12 protein-coding genes are annotated in these 16540 nt (G+C 59.3%); 4 read left to right on the top strand and 8 right to left on the bottom strand.

The window, feature by feature from the left end; genetic code table 11:
- Positions 1-102: 102 nt before the first annotated feature.
- Positions 103-3948: an EAL and GGDEF domain-containing protein gene (locus OKW98_RS25130; protein ID WP_416148543.1), complete on the bottom strand. Its 3846-nt coding sequence runs from the start codon at positions 3946-3948 to the stop codon at positions 103-105.
- A gap of 414 nt (positions 3949-4362) precedes the next feature.
- On the opposite strand from OKW98_RS25130, the gene ettA reads away from it, so the two are divergent.
- Positions 4363-6027, top strand: coding sequence for an energy-dependent translational throttle protein EttA (gene ettA / locus OKW98_RS25125; protein WP_265387127.1), 1665 nt, complete (start codon positions 4363-4365; stop codon positions 6025-6027).
- Between the two features lie 73 nt (positions 6028-6100).
- Here ettA and OKW98_RS25120 read toward each other — a convergent pair whose 3' ends face one another.
- Together OKW98_RS25120 and OKW98_RS25115 are read right to left on the bottom strand one after the other, a co-directional pair.
- The gene (locus tag OKW98_RS25120; protein ID WP_265387126.1) at positions 6101-6595 is read right to left on the bottom strand and encodes a GreA/GreB family elongation factor; all 495 of its coding nucleotides are present in this window, start codon (positions 6593-6595) and stop codon (positions 6101-6103) included.
- Positions 6596-6681: 86 nt separating this feature from the next.
- Positions 6682-7041, bottom strand: a complete 360-nt coding sequence (locus OKW98_RS25115) for a hypothetical protein (RefSeq protein ID WP_265387125.1) — start codon at positions 7039-7041, stop codon at positions 6682-6684.
- A 227-nt stretch (positions 7042-7268) separates the two neighbouring features.
- Here OKW98_RS25115 and OKW98_RS25110 point away from each other — a divergent pair, with 227 nt between their 5' ends.
- Together OKW98_RS25110 and OKW98_RS25105 are read left to right on the top strand one after the other, a co-directional pair.
- Positions 7269-8477 (top strand): Bcr/CflA family multidrug efflux MFS transporter, encoded by a 1209-nt coding sequence (locus OKW98_RS25110; RefSeq protein WP_265387124.1) that lies wholly within the window; start codon positions 7269-7271, stop codon positions 8475-8477.
- A gap of 710 nt (positions 8478-9187) precedes the next feature.
- A complete protein-coding gene (locus OKW98_RS25105; RefSeq protein WP_265387123.1) occupies positions 9188-9880 on the top strand; it encodes an ArsR/SmtB family transcription factor in 693 nt (230 codons plus the stop codon).
- Between the two features lie 72 nt (positions 9881-9952).
- Here OKW98_RS25105 and OKW98_RS25100 read toward each other — a convergent pair whose 3' ends face one another.
- Positions 9953-10906: an adenosine deaminase gene (locus tag OKW98_RS25100; protein WP_265387122.1), complete on the bottom strand. Its 954-nt coding sequence runs from the start codon at positions 10904-10906 to the stop codon at positions 9953-9955.
- Between the two features lie 330 nt (positions 10907-11236).
- Here OKW98_RS25100 and OKW98_RS25095 point away from each other — a divergent pair, with 330 nt between their 5' ends.
- Positions 11237-12328, top strand: a complete 1092-nt coding sequence (locus OKW98_RS25095; RefSeq protein WP_265387121.1) for a calcium:proton antiporter — start codon at positions 11237-11239, stop codon at positions 12326-12328.
- A gap of 69 nt (positions 12329-12397) precedes the next feature.
- Here OKW98_RS25095 and OKW98_RS25090 read toward each other — a convergent pair whose 3' ends face one another.
- The 4 genes from OKW98_RS25090 to OKW98_RS25075 all read right to left on the bottom strand — a co-directional run bounded on the left by OKW98_RS25090 (position 12398) and on the right by OKW98_RS25075 (position 16491).
- A complete protein-coding gene (locus tag OKW98_RS25090; RefSeq protein ID WP_265387120.1) occupies positions 12398-13753 on the bottom strand; it encodes an 8-oxoguanine deaminase in 1356 nt (451 codons plus the stop codon).
- Positions 13754-13923: 170 nt separating this feature from the next.
- The gene (locus OKW98_RS25085; protein WP_265387119.1) at positions 13924-14610 is read right to left on the bottom strand and encodes an SDR family oxidoreductase; all 687 of its coding nucleotides are present in this window, start codon (positions 14608-14610) and stop codon (positions 13924-13926) included.
- 600 nt (positions 14611-15210) lie between these two features.
- Positions 15211-15798 (bottom strand): IMPACT family protein, encoded by a 588-nt coding sequence (locus OKW98_RS25080; protein WP_265387118.1) that lies wholly within the window; start codon positions 15796-15798, stop codon positions 15211-15213.
- 33 nt (positions 15799-15831) lie between these two features.
- Entirely contained in the window at positions 15832-16491 is a 660-nt protein-coding gene (locus OKW98_RS25075) for a TetR/AcrR family transcriptional regulator (protein ID WP_265387117.1), read from the bottom strand.
- Positions 16492-16540: the final 49 nt, after the last annotated feature.

The following is a 16540-nucleotide window of genomic DNA, read 5'->3' as shown; positions in this document are numbered from 1 at the left end:
GGAGCGCGCTTGCCCGCGATGCGATTTTGGGTCAGACACATTTGTATTGGATGTACGAATGATTCGCGGGCAAGCACGCTTCTACAGGGGCGCTTTGCTCTTTCAATCCAGCATAAACAGCGCGTCGTTGCTGAACTGCGCCTCGAATCGCGTCGCGGGCATGGGGCGGCCGAATAGATAGCCCTGCACTTCATCGCAGCCGTGTTCGCGCAGAAACTCCAACTGCTCGTGGGTCTCGACGCCCTCGGCGATCACCGACAGATTGAGGCTGTGAGCCATGGCGATGATCGCCCGGGCGATTTGCGCGTCTTGCTCGCCGGACGGCAGGCCATCGACGAACGTGCGGTCGATCTTCAGCACATCAATGGGGAATTGCTTCAGGTAATTCAGCGACGAGTAGCCAGTGCCGAAGTCATCAACCGCGATGCTCAGCCCCAGTCGCTTGAGCCCGGCCAGAATCTGCATGGCTTCGCTCACCTCACGCATCAGAATGCTCTCGGTCAGTTCCAGTTCGAGGCAGGCAGGCGGCAGGCCGACTTCCTGGAGGATGCCGGCGATGCGCGTGCCCAGCTGACCGTCCGAAAACTGCCGTGCGGAAATGTTCACCGACACCTTCGGCACGCGAACCCGCGCCAGATGCCACTCGCGCAGCTGGCGGCAAGCTTCCCTGAGCACCCATTCGCCGACTTCGACCACCAGCCCGAGCTCTTCGAGCACCGGGATGAACTCCACGGGCGGCACAAGGCCCCGACGCGGATGACGCCAGCGCAGCAAAGCTTCGGCACCGGTCAGGCGCTTGCCGTCGCCACTGAACTGCGGCTGGTAATACAGCGTGAACTCGCCCTGCTCCAGGGCATGGCGCAGGTCGCTTTCCAGCTCCAGACGCTCAAGGGCGCTGGCGTTCATGTCGGCTTGATAGAACTGGAAGTTGTTCTTGCCGCGTTCCTTGGCGTGATACATCGCCGTATCGGCGTTCTTCATCAACTGGCTCAGTTCGTTGCCGTCCTGAGGGCTGAGCGCGATGCCGATACTGGCCGTGACGAAAAACTCGCGGCCTTCCAGCACAAACGGTTTCACCAGGCTGGCAAGAATCTGTTCGGCCACATGAATCGCCCGGTTCAAGGCCGCTTGTTGGGTGGGACGGGGTTGCAGCAGCAGCGTGAATTCATCGCCGCCCATGCGCGCAACGGTATCGTCCTCGTCAACGCATCCGAGCAGGCGCAAGGCCATTTCCTTGAGCATGCGATCGCCGGCGGCATGACCCAAAGAGTCGTTGATCGGCTTGAAGCGGTCGAGGTCGAGGAACATCAACACCACCCACGTTTGCTGACGCTCGGCGTGTTGCAGCGCGCTGTGCAGACGGTCCTGGAACAGCGTGCGGTTGGGCAGATGGGTCAGTGCGTCGTAATAAGCCAGCCGATGAATGCGCTGCTCGCTGGCCTTGCGCTCACTGATGTCGCTGAAGAAACACACGTAGCTGGCCAAGTCGCCTTCATCGTCGAGCACTGCGGTAATCCCGACCCAGGCCGGGTAGTGCTCGCCGTCGCGACGCTTGAGCCACAACTCACCTTCCCAGCTTCCGCGCTGGCTCAGCTGCTTGAGGATGTAACCCAGGTGCGCTCCCTGCTGATTCTCGACAGTCAGCATCATCGGCAACTGATCCAGCACCTGCGACACGGCGTAGCCACTGACCCGGGTAAAGGCGTCGTTGGCCTGCACAATGTAGCCCGCAGGGTCGGTGATCAGAATGGCCGAAGTCGAGTGCTCGAATACCGTGGCTGCCATGCGCAGGTCTTTTTCGGCGCGACGCTGCTGACTGACATCACGTCCCACACCGAGAACACCTTCAAACGCCCCGGATTCATCCCACACCAGAACCAGACGCAGCTCCACGGGAATCTTGCGACCATCGGCGCGCAGGCAATCAAACAGGAACAATTGTGTGGTGATCTCGCTGCGCAGTTCCGCCAGCGCTTCGGGCTTGTTCAACGCTTTACTGATCCGCTGCAGCAGCGCGTTGAAGCCGCTGAGTTGCTGAGGGTTGGCGATGGTTGCTTTCCAGCCGTTCTGCAGAATCCACTCGGCGCTGTAGCCCAGCACGGAGTTGACGGAAGGGCTGATGTAGTTGGCCTGCAAAAGACGATCGGTGGAGAAAATCACATCGCTGATGCTTTCCGCCAGCATCCGGTAACGCTGTTCGCTTTCACGCAGGGACTGGCTGGCTTCCACTTGATCGGTGATGTCCTTGGCGACGCCCACAATGCGCCTGACCTGGCCGTCGTTGTCCGCCGCCAGCGCCTGTTCGCGGATGTCGAACAAGCGCCAGCTGTGATGCCGGTCACGAAAGCGCAGCTGACGATGAATCGTCTCGCTGCTGCCAGACTCGCCATGGGCGCGGCGTAATTGTTCATAGGCGCCGAGATCGTCCGGGTGCAGCAACAGCTCCCAGAAGTATTCGCCCATTTCGTCCAGTTCGGCCCGGCTATAACCCAGCGTCTCGCCCAAGTGGTGGTTGCTGTAAATCATTCGCCGCGTGACCACATCCTGTACATACAGATGGTCGGGAACCGTGCGCACCACATCCGACCAGAACCGTTCCCGCTCCTGCAGCGACAGCTCGGCCTGCTTGCGGTTGGTGAAATCACTGATGCTGAGGATGACGGCGTTGAAGTCTTCGGATTGGTCGGGCAGACGCATGACCAGCCAGAGATGCTGGTCACTGCCTTGGGCGCCGGGCAGCAGGATTTCGAGTTCCAGCTGACGTTTCCCGTCGAGGACGGCCTGGAGTATCTGCACTCCGATGCCGTTTCTGGCGCGGGGGCAGCCTTCAATCAGCTGCTGCCAGACATGCTGTGCCGATTCTGCCCGCAACAGTTGACCGGCGACCTGATTGACCTCGGTGATGCGCAACTGCTGAAGCAGGTCTCTTATTTGCTCAGGCTGGCTGATAAGGCGCGCGTTCAGTTCTTCGCCGGTGTTCACTTGCAGGTGCTTGAGATACGCCGGCAGACCGGAAAGGTCCAGTACGCACAGCGCGACGCCGGTGCCTTCGAAGATGTCTTTGTAGCGGCGACGGCTTTGATGCAGCTGCAGTTGGCGGCGGCGCAGGCTGCGCAACGCAAACAACGGAAGGATGGAACAGAGCAAGGCGAGCAGGCATTTGCCGATCAGCGGGAAGAGCAGCGTCTGGCGGGCCTTCTGCTGGTCGAACAAGCCGCGCAATTGCCAGTCGCTGTGGGTCAGCGGTTGCAGAAGGACGGTCTGCAACTCGCTGTCAGCGGACTGATCGGCGTCTTGCAGGTTTTTGTAAAGGGGGCGGTGACTGCTGAGATCTTCCAGCAGCCAGACGGGTTGGTAATCAAGATCGCTCTGGCGGGTCAGGGATTTCAGCATGTCGGGCTTGAGTCGCAGTGCCCAGTAGCGATCATTGCCGGAGCCGGAGCCGGAGCCGGAGCCGGAGCCGGGCTGACGGATGAACAGATAGAACGTCGAGGCGCTTGGGTCGTTGGCATAAAAGTACGGGTGACCCTGGATGACCGAATGCATCTGGGTCAAAAAGCCGACGTCTCGGGTCTCGCCGTCGCTGTCGGCGCTGACATTCCCGTCGCTGTCGAGCCAGACCAGGCTTTTCAGCGCCGGCATGGACTGACGCAGACTCGCCAATAAGGCCACCGATTGGTCTGCGGATGGCGCAGCGTCGTGTACCTGGTCGAGCACATTCAGCGCCACCTGCGCGTTCAGGGCCATGCCCAGGCTCAACCGGTCTGCGAGCTGCACGCTGTAGTCGATACTGCGCTTGTGCTGACGTTCCTGAGACTGCTGGAACTGCCCGATCATCTGCCACAACAACAGCATCAACATCATCAGAACCAGGACCACGAGCGCACCTCTGAGCACGCCTCTCAAAGGCACAGTCGTTGCGCTATCAGATGGGCGCAGGGGTGAGATGGGGGTCGGTTTGAACAAACTGTGATCCTGACTACTGGACTGAATCAGCATGTGCGATACGCACTATAAGCCCGGTGCGCAAAAGGCGGCTAGCATGCCACCGAGCTGTGGCTAAGTGCCAGCGCTATTGGCCCGGACGGTTTGCCCTGTTGCGTGCATTCGGGTAGCTTTGCGCCACGCGCGACGCGCCGGTTTCTGCACGGCGTGCCTGCATGTTTCAAAAGGCCTGCAAGCATTGCTCCAGCTTTAATACCGGTCCTCGGAAGTTTGTCCCGGCGGCGCCGATTCGGCTTTGATCAATTCAAGGCCCGGAATCGCGCTCCGGCAAGTTGCGGCGCGAAGATAAGCGCATTTTTTGCGACGCAGCACTAAGCTCGCGCCTTTATTCACAGTCTCATTCCAGGTTTTCATTCCATGGCTCAATACGTTTTTACCATGCACCGGCTGAGCAAAGTTGTTCCGCCGAAGCGGGAAATCCTGAAAAACATCTCCCTCTCGTTTTTCCCCGGCGCCAAGATCGGCGTCCTTGGGCTCAACGGTTCGGGTAAATCCACGTTGCTTAAAATCATGGCCGGCGTCGACACCGAGTTTGACGGTGAAGCGCGCCCGATGCCTGAGCTGAACATCGGCTACCTGCCGCAAGAGCCGCAGCTCGACCCGACCAAGACCGTGCGTGAAGTGGTCGAAGAAGCGGTCAGCGTGATCAAAAACGCTCAAGCGCGCCTGGACGAAGTCTATGCCGCTTACGCGGAGCCGGACGCCGATTTCGACAAGCTGGCGGCCGAACAGGCCAAGCTTGAGTCGATCCTGCAAGCCAGCGATGGCCACAACCTGGAGCGCCAGCTGGAAGTCGCCGCCGATGCGCTGCGTCTACCGGCCTGGGATGCCAAGGTCGAACACCTGTCCGGTGGTGAGAAGCGCCGTGTGGCCCTGTGCCGCCTGTTGCTGTCCGCCCCCGACATGCTGCTGCTCGACGAACCGACCAACCACCTGGACGCCGACTCCGTCGCCTGGCTCGAGCATTTCCTGCACGATTTCCCGGGCACCGTGGTTGCGATCACGCACGACCGGTACTTCCTCGACAACGTTGCCGGCTGGATTCTGGAACTCGACCGCGGCGCGGGCATTCCGTACGAGGGCAACTATTCCGGCTGGCTTGAAGCCAAGTCCGACCGTCTGGCAGCTGAATCCAAGCAGCAGTCGGCCCATGAAAAGGCCATGAAAGAAGAACTCGAGTGGGTCCGTAAAGGTGCCAAGGCGCGTCAGTCGAAATCCAAGGCCCGTCTGCAACGCTTCGAAGAGCTTCAGTCTCAGGAATTCCAGAAACGCAGCGAAACCAACGAGATCTACATCCCGGCCGGTCCGCGTCTGGGCGACAAGGTCATCGAATTCAAGAACGTCAGCAAGGGCTACGGCGATCGCGTGCTGATCGACAACCTGTCGTTCTCCATGCCTAAAGGCGCCATCGTTGGCGTGATCGGCGGTAACGGTGCCGGTAAGTCGACACTGTTCCGCATGCTGATGGGCAAGGAGCAACCGGATTCCGGCTCCATCGAAGTCGGCGAAACCGTGCAACTGGCGTGCGTCGATCAGAGCCGCGACGACCTGGACGGCAGCAAGACCGTGTTCGCGCAGATTTCCGACGGCTCCGACCAGATCAAGATCGGCAACTACGAAATCCCTTCGCGCACCTATGTCGGCCGTTTCAACTTCAAGGGCGGCGATCAGCAGAAGTTCGTAAAGGACTTGTCTGGCGGTGAGCGCGGTCGTCTGCACCTGGCGCTGACGTTGAAGGAGGGTGGCAACGTCCTGCTGCTCGACGAACCGTCAAACGACCTCGACGTTGAAACCCTGCGTTCCCTCGAAGAAGCCCTGCTGGACTTCCCGGGCGCTGCCATTGTGATCTCTCACGATCGGTGGTTCCTTGACCGCGTTGCGACTCACATCCTCGCGTACGAAGACGATTCGCAGGCCGTGTTCTTCGAAGGCAACTACACCGAGTACGAAGCGGATCGCAAGAAACGCCTCGGCGACGCAGCCGCTCAGCCGCACCGCGTGCGTCACAAGAAACTCGCCTGATCCGGGTGGGCGTCATGAAAAACGGAGCCTTCGGGCTCCGTTTTTTGTGTCTGGCTGATTGTCGTTCGATGAGTCAATCGTCGGGTTCGATTCGTAGCACCTCGATCACTGCGTCGCCGACCGGCCGACTCCAAGTGACTTCGTCCCCGACTTTGGCGCCGAGCAAGGCCTTGCCCAGCGGTGACGCCCAATTGATCAGCTGGCTGGCAGCATCGGCCTGATCCTCTCCGACCAATTGCATGCGCTGCTCGACACTGTCCTCGTCGGCAAAGGTCACCCAACTGCCAATCTGAACCTTGTCATCTGAGTTGCTGCTGACCACTTGAGCGCTCTGCAGGCGCTGGTTGAAATAACGCAGGTCACGTTCGATTTCGGCCATCTGCTGTTTGTCAGCTTCATCACCTTGGGCGTTCTGTTCGCTGTATTGCGCTTGCAGTTGCTCAACCTGATCGTGCAATTGATCAAGGCCGCGCTGGGTGACGTAATTGGTCTGGGCGCTGATCTGCCGTTCAACCGGCGGGTCGATTTGCGCGGCGGCGTTGTCTTCGTTGACGAAGGCGCGACTCATGGCGGGGCTCCTGTTCATGGCTTAGTCATATTGGGCCATGGTGGGTCCCGGATAGTTTCATCCGTTATCCGGCGCCGGCAGTCAGTTCAATGGGAGCGGTAGGCTTTGGCGGCGTCCTGGGTTTTCTGGTGGTCCCAGTCGCGGTCGCGGTCATTCCATATGCTGTCGCGGCCCTGATCCTGAACATTGCTGTTGGCCAGTTGCGCCTGGCACTGACGAAATCCGTCCGACCACCCTTGCGCGTACAACGTGTCACGCAAATAGCGCGGCACGTCCTTTTTGAATTGCCCTTTGATGACATCGATGGATTGCCGCCCACTCCCGCATCCATCCTGAAAACCGTCAGCGAATGCCGGTGGGTAACCTTCGGCCAATAGCTGGTCGTGGGTAGACTGACATCCGGCGACAACTACAACGCACCACAGCACTGCCCATCGCGCATTCATTTTGATTTCCTCACTGCTTGGGGAAAGTTTAGAAGCGCTTCTGTGAGTTATTAGTAAAAACGCTGTAGGAAATCCATTAACCGATGCTCGGTCGCGCGGGATAAGTTCCACCTTTTTTGCCCAGCAACGGCGTCTTGAAAAAACTTCCGGTAATTTTCCTGTGAGCGGGCCGCGCAGATTCAAGGTTGTTAAACTGTCGCGCTGCGCAAAACCGTTTAGGAAGATTGATGAACCTCAGAACGATTCTGATCCTCGGCGCACTCAGCGCCTTTGGCCCGTTGGCCATCGACTTTTACCTGCCAGGTTTCCCGGCCATCGCTTTAGCGTTCGGCACTGACGAGAAACACGTTCAGCTGACCCTGGCCTCTTATTTCCTTGGCCTGAGCATTGGCCAACTCGCCTACGGCCCGATCGCCGATCGCTTCGGCCGCCGCATTCCGCTGTTGTTTGGCGTCGGATTGTTCACCCTCGCATCGCTGGCGTGCGCCTTGGCGCCGTCGCTTGAGTGGTTGATCGCCGCCCGCTTCGTTCAGGCATTGGGCGGTTGTGCTGGCATGGTCCTTTCACGGGCGATCGTCAGCGACAAATGCTCGCCGGTTGACTCGGCCAAGGTGTTCTCGCAATTGATGCTGGTCATGGGCCTGGCGCCGATCCTTGCCCCGATGCTGGGCGGGTTGTTGGTCAACGTTGTCGGTTGGCAGGCCATCTTCCTGACCTTGACGGTGTTCAGCGCACTGACCGCGGTGGCGGTATTCAGGGGCTTGCCGGAGAGTATGCCGGCCGGCCATCCGCGACTGCCGCTCTCGGGCGCGTTAGGGTCGTACTGGAATCTGTTGGGCGACCGGATCTTCCTGGGCCACGCGCTCACTGGCGGTATCGCGATGGCCGGGATGTTTTCCTACATTGCTGGCTCGCCTTTTGTTTTCATCAAGCTTTACGGCGTCCCGGCGGAGCACTACGGCTGGCTATTTGGTATCAACGCTGCAGGCTTCATCCTCATCGCTCAGGTGAACGCTCGACTCGTTGGCCGCTATGGTCCGGCGTGGTTGCTGTCGCGGGCTGTCTGGGTCTATCTCGCTGCTGCCCTCGTGCTGTTGACCATCGCCTCCCTCCACACCGAAAAGCTGTGGCCGCTGCTGATTCCGCTGTTCGTCTATATCGCCAGCCTGGGCTGCATCATTCCCAACGCTTCGGCGTGCGCAATGAGCGGACAGGGCAAACGTGCGGGCAGCGCGTCAGCCTTATTAGGGTGTTTGCAATTCAGTGTTGCTGCGGGCGCGGCGGCACTGGTTGGCGTACTGCATGACGGCACGGCCGTGCCGATGGCGACCGTCATTACGTTGTGCGGTGTACTGGCTGTGACGCTTGCAGTGATCACTCGCCGGGCGCAGCAGAAGCGAGACGCGCAGATTCCTCACGCGGATGTACGTATCTAGCCAGCGTCGGCAACGTTAACGCGTTGCCGGTTTTCGCCAGGTTTAACGCGTGCCTGTACAAGCATGTTCAGGCTGTTGAAAAAAAGTGAGTTATATACGGTTGTTTACTACTTCAGAATTGGAAACTTCTTACAGAGAATAAAAACGCTTAACTGAGTTTCGTGCTTGATCGAGCGAAGTTCACTTCTGACACGCCCATGCGCAGATTATTTTCTTGCAGGGCTCAGGAGTTTCCGGTGTAGGCAATCGCCCTGACGGCAAATTCGTGAACGGCCATTGCCCGCGCAAATGCCCGTCCTTCAAGGGGTGTCGGCTATCTGGCTGAATCTGCGCAGCAAACGGGTTGCCGGATTGTGCTGAACATTTGCCAATACGGCCCACAAACAAAGGACGAGGCAATGGACAAGTTGGTCCGCCGATCGGCTGCAGGTCTTATACTAAGCGCCGTCAAGGATCCGATTTAATTCTCGCTGTTCTAACTGTGTCGCTCAGGCGCAGCTATCTGTATTGCTCGCAAGTTCCAGCCATGAGAGTTCGTATGACGTGATTTAAATCAAGGTCCGTTTTCGCCTTAAACACCGATGATGGTTCACCACAAAAACGGCCCGGCGCTTTCGACTGATCAAGCCCGTGATTGCGCGCCAATGGCACGCCTCGACCTGCACACCGGCGCCGGTCCGCTTAGATAATGTTCAACAGGGAGTGAAGACATGGAATATGTACCTTGCATCAGCCAGATTGCTGCGTTGCTCGCCGACCCTAAACGCAGCGCGATTGTCTGGGCATTGATGGACGGAACATCGCGGGCGGCCAATGAAGTCGCTTCGCTGGTGGGTCTGTCCACTTCTTCTGCCGGTGCGCACCTGGCGCGCCTTGCTGCCGGCGGATTGCTGCGCCACGAAGTCCGCGCCCGCAAGCGTTACTTCAGGCTCGCTGCGCCGGAAGTCCGGACCGCCGTCCAGGCGCTGGTCAGTGCATCAATGGTCAGCGCGGACCTGATCAGCCGCAGCATGGCGCAACCATTGCCGCCCCTGCCGTTATGCCGCGCCAGTGTCTGCGCGGACCATCTGGGCGGCGAAATGGGTGCCGAGCTGTATTTGCGAATGTTGGGTGCGGGCTGGATCGAACAATCCGAACACCGGCTGGAAGTCACCAGTGTCGGTATCTCCCGCTTTGCCGAACGGGGCATCTTCATTCCCGCGCTGGCCCACAGACGACGCGAAGCCGTGTGTGCCTGTGTCGACTGTCATGAAAGCAGACCGCACCTGGGTGGCGCGTTGGGAGCGGGGCTCCTGCAGTTGTTCATGCAGTTGGGTTGGCTGCGGACGACGGAAGAGGCCTGTACGTTGCAGGTCTCTTCCAATGGTCAGCGAGAAATCAGCAAGATCGCCTCGGCGGCGTGACATCCCGAGAGGGAAGCGCGGCGTGTGGAGCAGAACGTCCACACGCTTTTCCTGCTCAGGGGGCGTGGCTGATCAGGGCTTGATCAGACGAGCGTCGAGGCTGTTCTGCGCCAGGCGCTTGGCCTGATCCTGGGTCATGCCGAGGTGCGTGTGCAGCGCGTGGAAGTTCTCGGTCACGTAGCCGCCGAAGTACGCCGGGTCATCGGAGTTGACCGTCACTTTCACGCCGCGCTCGAGCATGTCGAGAATGTTGTGCTGACCCATGTGGTCGAAAACACAGAGCTTGGTGTTGGACAGCGGGCAGACCGTCAGCGGAATCTGCTCATCGATGATTCGCTGCATCAGGCGCTCGTCCTCGATGGCGCGCACGCCGTGATCGATACGCTGGATTTTCAGCAAATCCAGCGCTTCCCAGATGTACTCCGGCGGACCTTCCTCACCTGCGTGGGCAACGGTCAGAAAGCCTTCGCCGCGAGCACGATCAAAAACCCGCTTGAACTTGCTCGGCGGATGGCCCATTTCCGAGCTGTCCAGGCCGACGGCCACGAAGGTGTCGCGATAGGGCAGGGCCATGTCGAGGGTCTTCTGCGCTTCGTCTTCGCTCAAATGGCGCAGGAAGCTGAGGATCAGGCCGCTGCCGATGCCGAGCTTTTCCTTGCCGTCTTTCAACGCGCCGGCGATGCCGTTAAGCACGACTTCAAAGGGAACGCCGCGGTCAGTGTGGGTCTGAGGATCGAAGAACGGTTCGGTGTGGATGACGTTCTGCGCCTTGCAGCGCTCCAGGTAAGCCCAGGTCAGGTCGTAGAAATCCTGCTCGGTGCGCAGTACGTCGGCGCCGCGGTAATACAGGTCTAGAAACTCCTGCAGATTGTTGAAGGCATAGGCCTTGCGCAGGGTTTCGACGTCCGCCCAGGGCAGGGCGATCTTGTTGCGCTCAGCCAGAGCGAACAACAGTTCCGGCTCCAGCGAGCCCTCCAGATGCAGGTGCAGTTCTGCCTTGGGCAGGGCGTTCAACCAGTCGTACATGGGCGTTGTCTCGTAAAGTGCAATGGTGGGCATTCTACAGAGTCAGGAGCACGGGCTGAATAAAACCTGACCGGACGGTTCACACACTGCTTTGACTCGTATCAGCACAGGTCTGGGCAACGACAGGCCGCCGTTGCAGCTTTTTTCTCTGCCCCTTGATGTCCTCCGGACGGTCTGGGTGAGGGCGATTTGACGCGGCGGCGCGACGATCTGTCGCGACCCGCTGCTAGGCTGTCTTGAAACCTTTGTTTACATCAACACTCTCAAGCGCTTCAGTAAACTTCACTTCATGGATGTGCGGCCAGGGTCGCAAGGGGCTAAAAGGCAGCGATGGGCACGATTCTCAAGCAGGAAAAGTTTCTTCTACTGGCGGTCATTGCGACCTTTTTCGCGTACTTCTACGAACACCAATTGCTCAGCAACGGAAATACCGTCGCGCTGATCGCGGGCATCGCTCTGGTGGGCTTCATCATCTGCGCCTCGCTGCGCGTGGCTCACCACGCCGAGTTGCTGGCGGAAAAAGTCGGTGATCCCTACGGCACGATGATCCTGACGTTGTCGGCGGTGCTGGTTGAAGTCGTGATTCTGGCGATCATGATGAACAATGAGCCTTCACCCACGCTGGTGAGGGACACCATCTACTCGGCCGTGATGCTCGACATCAACGCAATCCTGGGTCTTGCCGCGTTGATGGGCGGGCTCAAGCACGGTGAACAGTCTTACAACGATGACTCCGCGCGGTCTTACAGCGTGATGATTCTGACTGCCATGGCGGTGTCGATGGTCGTGCCGGAATTCATTCCGGAAGGGAAGTGGAAGCTGTATTCGGCCTTCACCATTGGCGCGATGATCCTGCTTTATGCGCTGTTCCTGCGCATGCAGGTCGGGCCGCACAGTTACTTCTTCAGCTACAGCTACCCGGACAAGAAGCGCCGCAAGGGTGAGGCGGAGGAAACCCACGAGCCAGTCAACCTGACGCGCTCGATCGCGACGCTGGTCTTCGGCGTAGTGGTGATTGGCGCGTTGGCCGAGGTCATGTCGAAAACCGTTGATCTGGGCCTTGAAGGCAGCGGCGCGCCGCCGGTAATGACGGCGATTCTGGTGGCGGCGATTTCGGCAGCACCGGAGATTCTGACTGCGTTACGAGCCGCACTGGCCAACCGCATGCAATCGGTGGTCAACATCGCCCTCGGCGCTTCGCTGTCGACGGTGATCCTGACCGTGCCGGTCATGGAAGGCATGGCGCTTTACAGCGGTCAGGCGTTCCAGATGGCAATGACGCCGGTGCAGACCGTGATGATCTTCGTCACCTTGCTGGTCTGCGCCATTAACCTCAATGACGGCGAAACCAACGCCATCGAAGGCATGACCCATTTCGTGCTGTTTGCCACCTTCATCATGCTGTCTTTGATGGGGCTATAGACCAGATTGGGCTTGAATCGAGCCGTGGGGGAGTCAGCAGCTTCACTTCCCCACGGCTGTAACAGCGCATTAACCTCTGATCAATTCCGCAGCAGCCTGCAGATGTTCTGTAATCAACCCCTTCAGATCCAGCCCTTCTACCTGACCATCGATCACCCGCCATTTGCCGCCGATCATCACCCGGTCTGCGCGATCAGCGCCGCACAGCAACAGCGCCGAGAGCGGCTCGTGACTGCCGGAGAAGCGCAACTCGTCCAGCTTGAACAGCGCCAGATCAGCCTGCTTGCCCGCGGCCAACTCGCCGATGTCATGTCGGCCCAGCAATTGCGCCGAGCCCTTGGTCGCCCAGCCTAATGCCAGTTCCGGTGTGATCTTTTCCGCCCCGTAACGCAGGCGCTGCAGGTAAAGCGCCTGCTTGGCCTCAAGCATCATGTTCGAGGCGTCATTTGACGCAGAGCCGTCGACACCCAGACCGATCGGCGCGCCCGCGGCAAGCAGGTCGAGCGTGGGGCAGATGCCTGACGCAAGGCGCATATTCGAACTCGGGCAATGACAGACCCCGGTGCCCGCCTGACCGAGGCGAGTGATCTCCTCGCTGTTGAAATGAATGCCGTGGGCCAGCCATGTGCGAGGCCCGAGCCAGCCGACGCTGTCCAGATAATCCACCGTGCGCAGGCCGAAGCGCTGCAGGCAGAAGTCCTCTTCGTCCAGCGTTTCAGCCAGGTGGGTGTGCAGACGCACGTCGTGTTTTTCGGCGAGGGCCGCGCTTTCGGCCATGATCTCGGTCGTCACCGAAAACGGCGAGCACGGCGCCAATGCAATCTGGATCTGCGCGCCGTCACCCCGCTCGTGGTAGGTCTCGATCAACCGCACGCTGTCATCGAGAATCACCTGGCCCTGCTGGACGGTTTGCTGGGGTGGCAAGCCGCCGTCTACTTCGCCCAAGGTCATTGAACCCCGCGTCAGCATCGCGCGCATGCCCAGTTCGCGGACGCTTTCTACCTGGACATCAATGGCGTTTTCCAGACCCTGCGGGAACAGATAATGATGGTCGGCGGCGGTGGTACAGCCTGACAGCAGCAATTCGGTCAGGGCGACTTTGCTGGCCAGCGCGAGTTTTTCAGGGGTCAGCCGCGCCCACACTGGATACAGGGTTTTCAGCCAGGGGAATAACGGCTGATTGACCACCGGGCCCCAGGCGCGGGTAAGGGTTTGATAAAAGTGGTGATGCGTATTGATCAGTCCGGGCAGCAAGACATGCTCGCGCGCATCAAACACGTGATCGCAGGGCTGCGCAGGCCGTTGCCCCCGCGCGAGCATCTCAACGATGACCCCGCCTTCGACCACCAGGCCGCCACAGGCATCGAGGTCATTGGCCGTGAAAACGGCAAGGGGATTTTTCAACCAGGTACGGATCGCGGGCATTGGCCGGCTCCTCTGAAAGTGGGTTCAGGTCGCCAGCTCAGTGTTGCCCTGTCTGCTGATCCAGGGTCGCCGCAGCATCGAACGCGCTGCGAGGCAAGGGCAGATTCTAGGGTGTTGTAGCGCAGGTCGGCAAGTCACGACAGCTCATGCTGCCGCGACGTGCATCGCAATCACCAGGGAATCGTCTCACCCTTGTAGTTCACGAAGTGATGACCGCCTTTCCCTGCAAACCGCTCAAGCTGCTCGACAATCCCGCGCACGCTGGTTTCGACGTCGATGTCGGCGCCTTCACCGCCCATCGCCGTACGGACCCAGCCGGGGTGCATCGACAGCACGGTGGGTTTGTTCTCGCCCAATTGCGTCACGAAGGTGTTGGTCATTGAGTTCAGCGCGGCTTTGCTGGCTTTGTACAACGCCATCTCTGGCGCGTCCGGCATGGTGACACTGCCGAGCACCGAACTCATGAACGCAATCACACCGGTGTCGGGACGGATCTGGTCAACGAAGCGCTTGGCCAGGCGGATCGGCGCGACCGCATTGGTGAGAAACAGCTGACCCAGTTCGCCGGCCGTGGCGTCTGTGGGGTTGGGATGCATCGGGCCCATCACGCCGGCGTTGACGAACAGCAGATCATAGGTCTGGCCCTTGAGGTTATGGGTGAGGACTTCCAGAGAAGATTGCTCATCCATGTCCAGTGTCTGCAACTGGACATTCGGCAGTGCTTTCAGTTCGTCGACCTTTTGGGCATCGCGGACAGTGGCGGTGACTTCCCAGCCCAGTTCCGTTAGACGTTTCACCAATCCAAGGCCAAGGCCGCGTGAAGCGCCGATAATAAGGGCTGTTTTAGGGGTAGACATTGAAATGACTCCTGTACAGACAAACGAAAAATTTCACTCATTCGATGGACATCGCGACTCGGCGGGAATTTTGTTTTCTAGAGCACTGTGTTGCCGCGAGGCGCATAAGTTAGCGGCAGAGGATGACAGAGGCTCACGACATATGTGAGTGGGCGTTTCCGATTTGAATGTCAGGCGACCAGGATGGCGCACGCTCCAGCCTGCCAGCGATAGGGTTGTATAAAAAACATCCAGTTCCGCCAATGCGCGTTGTACCCGGCAGTCCGCAAAGGCTTGCACGGGTTATCCACAGATTGCTCCACAGCTAATGTGGGTAGATGTGGATCGGCGGTATGAGCGGCTCGAAACGAGCGCCGCATCGGCATAAATGACGCTAACGTCCTGTTTTGCGGCTGCTTTTACTCACAGCGCTCCGATTTGGCTAAAAAATAATCAAGCTGCGCAAAGCCTTATGGGGCGTGGCCTACGGCGACATGTGCTCAGCTTGTCCACAGGCGGATGCACAGTAGATGTGGGCAAATGCCACTGGCGATTACAGTCGTCGCGTTTCCTTGTAGGACCGGCTTTAGCCGGGAAAGCGTCGATACGTCTGCGGATCGATTACTGCGGCGGCTGCAAGACAATTCGTCCGCGACTGATATCGGACAGTTGGCGTTGAAGGGTTTCAATCTGCTCGGGGCCCAGAGCGATTGAGAGCGTGACGCCGTTTGCGTTGAAGCGCTCATCCTCCACAAGCCCATTGAGTTCGGCCACTCGCAGCTTTATCAGCACCAGCTCGCTAAAGCTGCAATCGAATTGCAACGACACTCGGTTGATCAACGGCACTCGATCAGCCTGCTGCAGGCATTTGTTGGCGCCCCCGCCATAGGCCCTCGCGAGCCCGCCGGTGCCCAGTTGAATTCCGCCGTACCAGCGGATGACCAGCACGACGACCCGATCAAAATCCTGAGCATCAATGGCCGCGAGTATCGGCCGCCCAGCGGTGCCGCCCGGTTCGCCATCGTCGTTGCTGCGGTACTGCGCGCCCAGCTTCCATGCCCAGCAATTGTGGGTGGCGTCGAGATCACTGTGCTGCTCGATAAACACCTGAGCATCGGCAGGCGTATCGATGGGGGCAGCGAGGGTAATGAAGCGGCTCTTGCGAATCTCTTCGCGAAACTCGCAGGGGCCGGTGAGCGTAAAAGGCATTGAAATTCCAGACTGCGCTTGGGGTTTGAGGAGTTATAAAGCAGGCGTGAGTCCGCAGCCTTTGAGAATGATGCGGATCAAGTTATCCCCAGCGGCCTCCATGTCTTGCCTGGTCAGTTTCGAACGGCCGGTGACCTGGCAAATCTGGGTGGCGAAGTCAGCGTAATGCTGAGTGCTGCCCCACAGCAGGAAAATCAGATGCACCGGATCGACCGGGTCCATCTTCCCGGCGTCGATCCACGCCTGGAAAACGGCGGCACGGCCCTGAAACCATTCGCGGTAGTCCTGGCTGAAATACTGATTCAGGCATTCGCCGCCACTGATGATCTCCATCGCGAAGATGCGCGAAGCTTGTGGCTGGCGACGTGAGAACTCCATCTTTGCGCGTATGTAGTGCGTCAGCGCCTGCGCCGGGTCATCGTTTGCGCTCAGGTTGTTAAAGGTGCTGTCCCACAACTCGATGATGTTGCTCAGCACCGCGATATACAGCCCCAGCTTGTTGGTGAAGTAATAGTGCAAGTTGGCTTTGGGCAACCCGGCATTCTGCGCGATGGTGTTCATGCTGGTGCCCTTGAAGCCATGCCGAGCGAATTCGTCCTCGGCCGCCTTGAGGATCGCTTCTTCATTCTTCTGGCGAATGCGGCTGGCCGGTTTGGTGGCGCTGGGGCTGTGAGCGGGGACTTCGAGGGTCATGGGCGGTTCCAGACGGATCATGGGGTGCGACGCGGTGAACAGATAGCGC

The organism is Pseudomonas sp. KU26590, assembly GCF_026153515.1.
Lineage (GTDB): Bacteria > Pseudomonadota > Gammaproteobacteria > Pseudomonadales > Pseudomonadaceae > Aquipseudomonas.
This window is presented reverse-complemented; position numbering and strand designations above follow the sequence as displayed.